Origin of the sequence: Streptococcus sp. 1559, from assembly GCF_013276735.1 — a bacterium.
GTDB classification, from domain to species: domain Bacteria; phylum Bacillota; class Bacilli; order Lactobacillales; family Streptococcaceae; genus Streptococcus; species Streptococcus pseudopneumoniae.
Map to the genome: position 1 here is coordinate 1 of NZ_VMLO01000040.1, position 9,976 is coordinate 9,976.

General features: G+C 40.1%; 10 protein-coding genes and 3 pseudogenes. 11 read left to right on the forward strand and 2 right to left on the reverse strand.

Going from position 1 to position 9,976, the window contains the following annotated elements; genetic code table 11:
* A pseudogene (locus HT688_RS06320) lies at window positions 1–174 on the reverse strand (transposase family protein); the annotation flags it as partial.
* Between HT688_RS06320 and HT688_RS06325 the strand changes: the two are divergent.
* The 9 genes and pseudogenes from HT688_RS06325 to HT688_RS06365 form a co-directional block, all read left to right on the forward strand.
* A pseudogene (locus HT688_RS06325) lies at window positions 167–307 on the forward strand (cupin domain-containing protein); the annotation flags it as partial. The pseudogenes HT688_RS06320 and HT688_RS06325 sit on opposite strands and share 8 nt — an antisense overlap.
* A gap of 83 nt (window positions 308–390) precedes the next feature.
* A complete protein-coding gene (locus HT688_RS06330; RefSeq protein ID WP_000166478.1) occupies window positions 391–1,098 on the forward strand; it encodes a response regulator transcription factor in 708 nt (235 codons plus the stop codon).
* Complete coding sequence (gene pnpS, locus HT688_RS06335; RefSeq protein ID WP_023939913.1) at window positions 1,099–2,430, forward strand: two-component system histidine kinase PnpS; 1,332 nt, start codon at window positions 1,099–1,101, stop codon at window positions 2,428–2,430. It begins immediately after the preceding gene.
* Between the two features lie 166 nt (window positions 2,431–2,596).
* On the forward strand, window positions 2,597–3,472 hold the full coding sequence (locus tag HT688_RS06340; RefSeq protein ID WP_023939915.1) for a substrate-binding domain-containing protein: 876 nt from the start codon (window positions 2,597–2,599) through the stop codon (window positions 3,470–3,472).
* Between the two features lie 117 nt (window positions 3,473–3,589).
* Window positions 3,590–4,453: a phosphate ABC transporter permease subunit PstC gene (pstC, locus tag HT688_RS06345; protein WP_000165893.1), complete on the forward strand. Its 864-nt coding sequence runs from the start codon at window positions 3,590–3,592 to the stop codon at window positions 4,451–4,453.
* Complete coding sequence (gene pstA / locus HT688_RS06350; protein ID WP_000049768.1) at window positions 4,446–5,261, forward strand: phosphate ABC transporter permease PstA; 816 nt, start codon at window positions 4,446–4,448, stop codon at window positions 5,259–5,261. The genes pstC and pstA overlap by 8 nt, the downstream gene beginning before the upstream one ends.
* A 1-nt stretch (window position 5,262) precedes the next feature.
* Window positions 5,263–6,015 carry a phosphate ABC transporter ATP-binding protein PstB gene (pstB, locus tag HT688_RS06355; RefSeq protein WP_000536446.1) on the forward strand — a complete coding sequence of 251 codons (753 nt, stop codon included), beginning with the start codon at window positions 5,263–5,265 and terminating at the stop codon, window positions 6,013–6,015.
* A gap of 14 nt (window positions 6,016–6,029) precedes the next feature.
* Entirely contained in the window at window positions 6,030–6,680 is a 651-nt protein-coding gene (gene phoU / locus HT688_RS06360) for a phosphate signaling complex protein PhoU (RefSeq protein WP_050223198.1), read from the forward strand.
* A 40-nt stretch (window positions 6,681–6,720) separates the two neighbouring features.
* Window positions 6,721–7,134 (forward strand): annotated as a pseudogene (locus tag HT688_RS06365) (transposase); the annotation flags it as partial.
* A 151-nt stretch (window positions 7,135–7,285) separates the two neighbouring features.
* Here HT688_RS06365 and HT688_RS12020 read toward each other — a convergent pair.
* Window positions 7,286–7,537: an arginyl-tRNA synthetase gene (locus HT688_RS12020; protein ID WP_078140763.1), complete on the reverse strand. Its 252-nt coding sequence runs from the start codon at window positions 7,535–7,537 to the stop codon at window positions 7,286–7,288.
* A gap of 412 nt (window positions 7,538–7,949) precedes the next feature.
* On the opposite strand from HT688_RS12020, the gene HT688_RS06375 reads away from it, so the two are divergent.
* Entirely contained in the window at window positions 7,950–8,966 is a 1,017-nt protein-coding gene (locus HT688_RS06375) for an NAD(P)H-dependent glycerol-3-phosphate dehydrogenase (protein WP_050197613.1), read from the forward strand.
* 21 nt (window positions 8,967–8,987) lie between these two features.
* Entirely contained in the window at window positions 8,988–9,887 is a 900-nt protein-coding gene (galU, locus tag HT688_RS06380; RefSeq protein ID WP_001185619.1) for a UTP--glucose-1-phosphate uridylyltransferase GalU, read from the forward strand.
* Window positions 9,888–9,976 lie beyond the last annotated feature (89 nt).

The window sequence follows — 9,976 nt, forward strand, 5'->3', positions numbered from 1 at the left end:
TCCAAAGAAACAATTCTCCCTTGGCTTGTGACAATCGCCTGAGCCTTCATAGCGTGGCATTTCTTTTTACCAGAATCATTCGCTAATTGTTTTTTTAGGACGATTGATTTTTACTTCCGTCGCATCAATCATTACCGTGTCCTCAGAACTGAGAGGAGTTCTTGAAGTTGATAAGGATTATGCTCTGGTTTCTTGTCTTGTTGCTCCTGGTTTTGAATTTGAGGATTTTGAATTATTTGAAAGGGTAGATCTACTGGCGACCTATCTAGAGCACAAGGAGATGATTGAGCGTTTGACCAGATCCTAGTCTTGATAAGCAAATTTAATCTGATTTAGCAATGTTAGGATTTCTGATAATTGTGTTATAATGTTACCAATAGGAGATAATAGATGACAAAACAAGTCTTATTAGTGGATGATGAAGAACACATTCTGAGATTGCTTGACTACCATTTAAGTAAGGAAGGCTTTTCTACTCAATTGGTAACAAATGGACGGAAGGCCTTAGCTTTGGCAGAAACAGAACCCTTTGATTTTATCTTGCTTGATATCATGTTACCACAATTAGATGGCATAGAAGTTTGTAAGCGGCTGAGAGCCAAAGGCGTCAAAACTCCAATTATGATGGTTTCTGCGAAAAGTGATGAATTTGATAAGGTTTTGGCCTTGGAATTAGGGGCTGATGACTACCTGACCAAGCCTTTTAGCCCTAGAGAATTGCTGGCGCGTGTCAAGGCTGTCCTCAGGCGAACTAAAGGAGAACAAGAAGGAGATGATTCAGATAATATCGCTGACGATTCTTGGCTATTTGGGACCTTGAAAGTATACCCTGAGCGTCATGAAGTCTACAAGGCGAATAAGTTACTGAGTTTGACCCCAAAAGAATTTGAACTCTTGCTCTATCTTATGAAACATCCCAACATGACACTGACTAGAGAGCGTCTTTTGGAACGTATCTGGGGGTATGACTTTGGGCAGGAAACACGTTTGGTGGACGTTCATATTGGTAAGTTGAGGGAAAAAATTGAAGACAATCCTAAAGCCCCTCAATTTATTCGAACCATTCGGGGTTATGGTTATAAGTTCAAGGAGTTATAGATGAAACGCTACCTTCAATTTTGGCTAGTCAATCTAAGTGTTAGCCTCATTCTGATTGCAGGGATGGCATTAACTTGGATCAGTAAAGGCATCGGTCTCTTTCTTCTAGCCCTTTCTTTGGGACTAGGTAGCTACTGGCTCTTTTGCCTTTGGAAATGGGAAGTTGCTTTTGAGACCTTGCACCAACCTCTCTTGACCAGTAGTGAATACTTTTTAGAAAAAGGGCAAGAAGACTTAAAGTCTTTGGCTCAGTATGTGTCTGGCCTAAAAACCAAAGTCTCCCAACAGGATCAGCAATACAAGGACCTAGCCGAAACAATGGAGGTTCTTCTGTCGCACCTAACCATGGGGACGTTTTTAGTTTCCGCTCAAGGTCAGATGTTATTATCCAGTCGCTCTCTGCCTCATTATTTTCCCGATGTGGACGGCGACATAAGTTCACTTGATGACCTCAAACGGATGGATATTCGGAATTTAGTTCACCAAGCCTTTGATCAAAAAACAAGGTTAAAACAAGAAGTAAGTGGGTTTCATGAGGGTGACTTGATTTTAGAAGTGACAGCAGTTCCCGTTTTTAGCCCCACCCAATCTGTGGAAGCTGTGCTCGTCTTGCTATATGATTTAACAACGATTAGAACTTATGAAAAGTTAAATTTAGCCTTTGTCTCAAATGCCTCCCATGAGTTGAGGACACCAGTTACTTCGATTAAGGGCTTTGCTGAAACCATTAAGGGGATGTCAGTTGAAGAAGAAGCGCTCAAGGATGACTTTCTAGACATTATTTACAAAGAAAGCTTGCGTCTTGAGCATATTGTTGAGCATCTTCTTACCTTATCTAAGGCTCAACAAATGCCTGTACAATGGACGACCCTTTCTTTGGCAGAATTTGTACAGGATTTGACTCAAAGCTTGCAACCTCAGCTCAAGAAGAAGGATTTACAGCTAAAGGTGCAGGTGCCAGATGATGTCACCCTCGTATCAGATAGTCAATTACTTTCCCAAATCTTACTCAATCTTTTAACCAATGCCATCCGTTACACTGAACAAGGGGGAAAAATTGAGGTCAAGACCCAAAAGGTGAACGAAGGCATTAAGATTTCTGTGTCAGATACAGGGATTGGTATTAGTCAATTAGAGCAGGATCGTATTTTTGAACGTTTTTACCGAGTTAATAAAGGTCGAAGCAGACAAACTGGTGGCACTGGTCTTGGCCTTGCTATTGTCAAAGAACTTAGTCAATTATTAGGTGGCCAAGTCACGGTGACGAGTCAGCTTGGCAGAGGCAGTTGCTTCACGATTTTTCTTCCTAACCAATCTTTCGCACAGGACTAATAATTTTTAAAGCTATTTTTAGGAGCAGCCACTTTTCAAAAGTGGCTTTTTTTGATTCTTTACACAATCTTTACATGAATCAGTGATAAACCTTTACAAAGACTTGTTAGACTATAAGTGTAGTAATCCTACACAAGAAAAATACATAGAAATAAAGGTGATTATTATGAAATTCAAAAAAATGCTTACTCTTGCAGCCATTGGCTTATCAGGATTTGGGCTTGTTGCCTGTGGCAATCAGTCATCTGCTTCCAAACAGTCAGCTTCAGAAACGATTGAGGTGATTTCACGAGAAAATGGCTCTGGAACACGGGGTGCCTTCACAGAAATCACAGGGATTCTCAAAAAAGACGGTGATAAAAAAATTGACAACACTGCCAAAACAGCTGTGATTCAAAATAGCACAGAAGGTGTTCTCTCAGCAGTTCAAGGGAATGCTAATGCTATCGGCTACATCTCCTTGGGATCTTTAACGAAATCTGTCAAGGCTTTAGAGATTGATGGTATCAAGGCTAGTCGAGACACAGTTTTAGATGGTAAATACCCTCTTCAACGTCCCTTCAACATTGTTTGGTCTTCTAATCTTTCCAAGCTAGGTCAAGATTTTATCAGCTTTATCCACTCCAAACAAGGTCAACAAGTGGTCACAGATAATAAATTTATTGAAGCTAAAACCGAAACCACAGAATATACAAGCCAACACTTATCAGGCAAGTTGTCTGTTGTAGGTTCCACTTCAGTATCTTCTTTAATGGAAAAATTAGCAGAAGCTTATAAAAAAGAAAATCCAGAAGTTACGATTGATATTACCTCTAATGGCTCTTCAGCAGGTATTACCGCTGCTAAGGAGAAAACCGCTGATATTGGTATGGTTTCTAGGGAATTAACTCCTGAAGAAGGTGAGAGTCTCAGCCATGATGCTATTGCTTTAGACGGTATTGCTGTTGTGGTCAATAATGACAATAAGGCAAGCCAAGTCAGTATGGCTAAACTTGCAGACGTTTTTAGTGGCAAATTAACCACCTGGGACAAAATTAAATAAAATGTTTGCTCCATAAATCTCTAAAGAGATGCAGACGTTTCATCGTACAATAAGATAAAGAAGGCAAGTAGGGAGGTGTCGCATCTCCCTTACTTTCTTCACTAGAAAGGACAAAATGTGACAAAACAAGCCTTCAAAGAAGCAGTTTTTAGGGCAATTTTTTTCATGAGTGCAACAGTAGCTGTTGTAGCTATTTTGCTAATCTGTTTCTTTATTTTTAGTAATGGCTTACCTTTCATGGCTAACTACGGCTTTGCCCGTTTTTTATTAGGCAGTGATTGGTCGCCAACGAACATTCCGGCAAGCTATGGTATTTTACCAATGATCGTTGGTTCCTTATTAATTACCTTAGGAGCGATTGTGATTGGGGTGCCAACAGGCATCTTGACATCGGTGTTTATGGTTTATTATTGTCCAAAGCCCGTCTATGGCTTCTTAAAATCAGCTATCAACTTGATGGCGGCCATTCCATCTATTGTTTATGGTTTTTTCGGCCTACAATTATTGGTGCCTTGGATTAGAACCTTTTTAGGAAATGGCATGAGTGTCCTAACCGCTTCGTTACTATTAGGAATAATGATTTTGCCAACCATTATCAGTTTGTCAGAATCTGCTATCCGAACAGTTCCCAAAACGTATTATTCTGGTAGCTTGGCTCTAGGAGCTAGTCATGAACGGAGTATTTTTAGTGTCATCTTGCCAGCTGCGAGATCTGGTATTTTATCAGCAGTTATTTTAGGAATCGGTCGCGCAGTAGGTGAAACCATGGCAGTTATTTTGGTGGCAGGCAACCAGCCGATTATTCCAAGTGGGCTCTTTTCAGGAACCAGAACCTTAACAACCAATATTGTTCTGGAAATGGCTTACGCATCAGGTCAGCATAGGGAAGCCCTTATTGCAACCTCAGCAGTTCTCTTTTTCCTTATTCTCTTGATTAATGCCTACTTTGCCTACTTGAAAGGAAAATCATCTTATGAGTAAATACCTGCTAAAACTTCTCGTTTATTGTTTTTCAGCTTTAACCTTTGGCTCTCTCTTTTTAATCATTGGTTTTATCCTCATCAAAGGCTTACCTCATCTAAGTCTATCCCTCTTTTCTTGGACTTATACTTCTGAGAACATTTCCCTTATGCCAGCGATTATTTCCACCGTTATTCTGGTCTTTGGTGCTCTTCTTTTAGCCTTGCCCATAGGGATTTTTGCTGGTTTTTATCTTGTGGAATATACAAAAAAAGATTCCCTTTGTGTTAAAATCATGCGATTGGCCTCAGATACCTTGTCTGGGATTCCTTCCATTGTTTTTGGTCTGTTTGGCATGCTCTTCTTTGTAGTCTTCTTAGGTTTTCAATACTCTCTGTTATCAGGAATCTTAACCTCAGTCATCATGGTGTTGCCAGTCATTATTCGCTCAACAGAAGAAGCCCTTTTATCTGTTAGTGATAGCATGCGTCAAGCAAGTTATGGACTTGGGGCAGGTAAGTTACGGACTGTTTTTAGAATTGTTCTACCAGTTGCCATGCCAGGTATTTTAGCTGGAGTGATACTAGCTATTGGCCGTATCGTTGGTGAGACAGCTGCCCTCATGTATACATTAGGTACCTCTACCAATACGCCAAGTAGTCTCATGTCTTCAGGTCGTTCTCTAGCCCTGCATATGTATATGCTGTCAAGTGAGGGGCTACATGTCAATGAAGCCTATGCTACCGGTGTGATTTTGATTATTACTGTTTTAATGATAAATACTCTATCAAGCTTATTATCTCGAAAACTTGTGAAAGGAGCTTCCTAGTATGGGAACATTTTCAGTCAGACACCTAGACTTATTTTACGGGGACTTTCAAGCCTTAAAAAATATTTCGATTCAATTACCAGAAAGACAGATTACTGCCTTGATAGGCCCATCTGGTTGTGGTAAATCAACTTTTCTAAAAACCCTTAATCGGATGAACGATTTGGTTCCTTCTTGCCATATTGAAGGCCAAGTCCTCTTAGATGAGCAAGATATTTATAGTAGCAAATTCAACCTTAATCAGCTACGTAAGCGTGTAGGGATGGTTTTTCAACAGCCTAATCCCTTTGCCATGTCTATCTATGATAACGTGGCTTATGGCCCAAGGACACATGGTATTCGAGACAAAAAACAATTAGATGCCTTAGTGGAAAAATCTTTAAAAGGGGCAGCCATTTGGGACGAAGTCAAAGATAATCTTAAAAAGAGTGCCATGTCCTTATCAGGCGGTCAGCAGCAACGCCTTTGCATTGCGCGAGCTTTAGCAGTAGAACCTGATATTCTGTTAATGGATGAGCCTACTTCAGCCTTAGACCCTATCTCCACTTTAAAAATTGAAGACCTCATTCAGCAACTAAAAAAGGATTATACGATTATCATTGTTACCCATAACATGCAACAAGCTTCACGTATTTCAGATAAAACTGCTTTTTTCTTAACAGGAGAAATTTGCGAATTTGGAGATACCGTTGACGTGTTTACCAATCCAAAAGATCAGCGCACAGAAGACTATATTTCAGGACGGTTCGGATAAGGAAGGAAAAACCTATGAGAAATCAATTTGATTTAGAATTGCATGAATTAGAACAATCCTTTTTAGGACTAGGACAACTTGTCCTTGAAACAGCTTCAAAAGCCTTACTGGCCTTAGACTCCAAAGACAAGGATATGGCAGAGCTAATTATCAATAAGGATCATGCTATCAACCAAAGTCAAAGCGCTATCGAATCGGCCTGTGCCCGTTTGTTAGCCTTGCAGCAGCCACAAGTGTCTGACCTTCGATTTGTGATTAGCATCATGTCTTCTTGTTCAGACCTTGAACGTATGGGAGACCATATGGCAGGCATTGCCAAAGCTGTTTTGCAACTAAAAGAAAATCAACTAGCCCCTGACGAAGAACAGTTACACCAAATGGGTAAATTATCCCTCAGCATGCTGGCCGATTTATTGGTTGCCTTTCCTTTGCACCAAGCCTCAAAAGCTATTAGTATTGCTCAAAAAGATGAACAGATTGACCAATATTATTATGCCTTATCAAAGGAAATCATTGGACTTATGAAAGACCAAGAAACCTCAATTCCCAATGGAACTCAATACCTTTATATCATAGGTCATCTGGAACGCTTCGCTGATTACATTGCTAACATTTGTGAACGCCTAGTCTACCTAGAAACAGGAGAACTAGTGGATTTGAATTAATTCAACTAATCCTTAAAAGAGAAGAGTACGATTAAGTGCTCTTTTTTATGGTTGTAAAAAAGTTCATTTGACCAATTTAAGCAGTGTAGATAGTGAGGAGCTGTTTCAATTCTATCGTGAACGAGGGAATGCTGAAAACTTTATCAAAGAAAGGAAAGCAGGATTCTTTGGGGATAAGACAGATAGTTCGACCATGGTTAAGAATGAAGTACGTATGATGATGGGCTATCTGGCTTATAATCTCTACCTCTTTTTAAAGCAGCTAGCTGGTGATGAAGTAAAGGCCTTGACTATCAAGCGTTTTCGACCTCTCTTCCTTCATATTGCCGGAAAATATGTCTCTACTGCTAGACGACATATTCTCAAATTCTCAAGTCTATACGCCTATTCAAAACAATTTCAAGCCTTATTTGATACAATCTGCCAGATAAATCTGATACTCCCTATTCCATATAGAGCTAGAGGGCAGGGGAAAACATGCCTAACAATAAGTCACCTTATTTTAAAAATCGAGCATCAAACCAAGGGAGGAGTCTGCCCTTTTTTAGGAAAAAATCAAGACAAATCTCCTCAATCATGTCTCGAACATCAGAAATTAAGCAAAATCACCAGAAGGACAGTAGTTTAACTAGCTTTTCTGGTAATTTTTGAACTGTGTAGTTCGTTAGTGCCAGATATGAATAATTTGGGATGATAAATCTTTCTTCCTCAGGTAGCCTATCATAATACTCTTCAAAAATCTTATCAAAAACACTCTCTTTCTTTTGGGCGATAGTTTCATCTTCGTATGTAGGAGTCCTCATCAAGAAATACTTCAATTCTAGGTATTCCTTATCCAACTCTATATAACTTGGCATCAACTTGTAATCTTCAACCTCCAAACGTTCAGCAATATATTTTAACTTTGTTAGTATTGGTCTGGATTCTCCATTTTCAATTCTAATTAATTGACGGATACTTCATTCAGACTCATCGCCACAAAATTCTGAACGACTGATTTTTTTAGCCAAACGTAATCTTTTAATTTTTTCGCCAAACTCTCGCAAGCTACAAGAACCTCCTGAGTTGTTTACCTCTATTATAAGCATATACTGAATCAAACTATCTATCAGATTTCTTCTCACTTTAACTAAAGACTAAGAGTTTATCCCTTCGTCTCGGTTTTTGTATATTTTTCAAGTAACAAAGCCACCATACCCCAGTAATGCAAGTGCAAAATCCCTCAGAATATGATAGAATAAGAGAAAGGACTCTATTAAGGAGGAAATCATGGAAAAACAAACCATCGCCGTCTTGGGACCTGGTTCTTGGGGAACTGCCCTTTCACAAGTCTTAAATGACAATGGACACGAGGTACGTATTTGGGGAAATCTTCCCGAGCAAATCAATGAAATTAATACCAATCATACTAACAAACACTACTTTAAAGATGTCGTTCTAGATGAAAATATCATTGCCTACACCGACTTAGCAGAGGCACTGAGAGATGTGGATGCGATTTTGTTTGTTGTCCCAACAAAAGTGACACGACTTGTTGCCCAACAAGTTGCACAAACCTTGGACCATAAGGTTATCATCATGCACGCATCAAAGGGATTAGAACCTGATAGCCATAAACGATTATCAACCATTCTTGAAGAAGAAATTCCTGAACATCTCCGTAGTGATATCGTCGTTGTTTCAGGACCTAGTCATGCAGAAGAGACCATTGTGCGTGACCTAACTTTAATAACTGCTGCTTCTAAAGATTTACAAACAGCTCAATACGTTCAGGAGCTATTTAGTAATCACTACTTCCGACTTTATACCAATACGGATGTTATCGGGGTCGAAACCGCTGGTGCTCTCAAAAATATTATCGCTGTCGGTGCCGGAGCTTTACATGGTTTGGGATTTGGTGACAACGCTAAGGCAGCCATCATCGCTCGAGGCTTGGCAGAAATCACCCGCCTAGGGGTAGCACTCGGGGCTAATCCACTGACCTATAGCGGCTTATCTGGTATGGGAGATTTGATCGTAACAGGAACCTCCATCCACTCTCGTAACTGGAGAGCCGGAGATGCTCTTGGTCGTGGAGAATCCCTAGCTGATATCGAAGCCAATATGGGCATGGTGATTGAAGGAATTTCAACGACTCGAGCAGCCTATGAGCTAGCGCAAGAACTTGGAGTCTATATGCCGATTACGCATGCCATTTACCAAGTTATTTACCAAGGAACCAATATCAAAGATGCCATTTATAATATCATGAACAATGAATTTAAAGCAGAAAATGAGTGGTCTTAACCCTCTAGAGAAAGGATTCTTATGGCACTGAAAGTTAGAAAAGCAGTCATTCCTGCCGCTGGACTAGGAACTCGATTTTTACCAGCAACCAAGGCCCTTGCTAAAGAAATGTTGCCAATTGTAGACAAACCAACTATCCAGTTTATCGTGGAAGAAGCTCTCAAATCAGGTATTGAAGATATTCTGGTTGTCACTGGTAAATCAAAACGCTCTATTGAGGACCACTTTGATTCAAATTTTGAGCTTGAGTACAACCTCAAAGAAAAAGGTAAAACAGATCTGTTAAAATTAGTAGATGAAGCAACTGGCATGCGCCTTCATTTCATCCGCCAAACTCACCCTCGTGGTCTTGGAGATGCTGTCCTACAAGCCAAAGCTTTTGTAGGGAATGAGCCCTTCGTTGTTATGCTGGGTGATGACCTTATGGACATCACAGATGAGAACGCCGTTCCTTTGACAAAACAACTGATGAAGGATTACGAAAAGACACACGCATCAACCATTGCTGTCATGCCCGTACCACACGAAGACGTTTCATCATATGGAGTCATTGCTCCTCAAGGTGAAGGAATCAACGGACTCTATAGCGTTGAAACTTTCGTTGAAAAACCAGCGACCGAAGATGCACCAAGTGATTTTGCAATCATCGGTCGCTATCTACTCACACCTGAGATTTTTGATATCCTCGAAAAGCAAGCTCCTGGTGCTGGAAATGAAATCCAACTTACTGATGCTATTGATACGCTCAATAAAACACAGCGTGTTTTTGCCCGTGAATTTACAGGAGCTCGTTACGACGTTGGGGATAAGTTTGGATTTATGAAAACATCTATTGACTACGCCCTCAAACATCCACAAGTCAAAGATGACTTAAAAGATTACCTCATCCAACTGGGAAAAGAATTGGCTGAGAAGGAATAATACTCTTCGAAAATCTCTTCAAACCACGTTAGCTTCACCTTGCCGTACTCAAGTATAGCCTGCGGTTAGCTTCCTAGTTTGCTCTTTGA

Coding starts and splice junctions, on each gene's coding strand:
- HT688_RS06330 (WP_000166478.1), top strand. CDS start 391: ATGACAAAACAAGTCTTATTAGTGGATGATGAAGAACACATTCTGAGA.
- pnpS (WP_023939913.1), top strand. CDS start 1,099: ATGAAACGCTACCTTCAATTTTGGCTAGTCAATCTAAGTGTTAGCCTC.
- HT688_RS06340 (WP_023939915.1), top strand. CDS start 2,597: ATGAAATTCAAAAAAATGCTTACTCTTGCAGCCATTGGCTTATCAGGA.
- pstA (WP_000049768.1), top strand. CDS start 4,446: ATGAGTAAATACCTGCTAAAACTTCTCGTTTATTGTTTTTCAGCTTTA.
- pstB (WP_000536446.1), top strand. CDS start 5,263: ATGGGAACATTTTCAGTCAGACACCTAGACTTATTTTACGGGGACTTT.
- phoU (WP_050223198.1), top strand. CDS start 6,030: ATGAGAAATCAATTTGATTTAGAATTGCATGAATTAGAACAATCCTTT.
- HT688_RS12020 (WP_078140763.1), bottom strand. CDS start 7,537: ATGCCAAGTTATATAGAGTTGGATAAGGAATACCTAGAATTGAAGTAT.
- HT688_RS06375 (WP_050197613.1), top strand. CDS start 7,950: ATGGAAAAACAAACCATCGCCGTCTTGGGACCTGGTTCTTGGGGAACT.
- galU (WP_001185619.1), top strand. CDS start 8,988: ATGGCACTGAAAGTTAGAAAAGCAGTCATTCCTGCCGCTGGACTAGGA.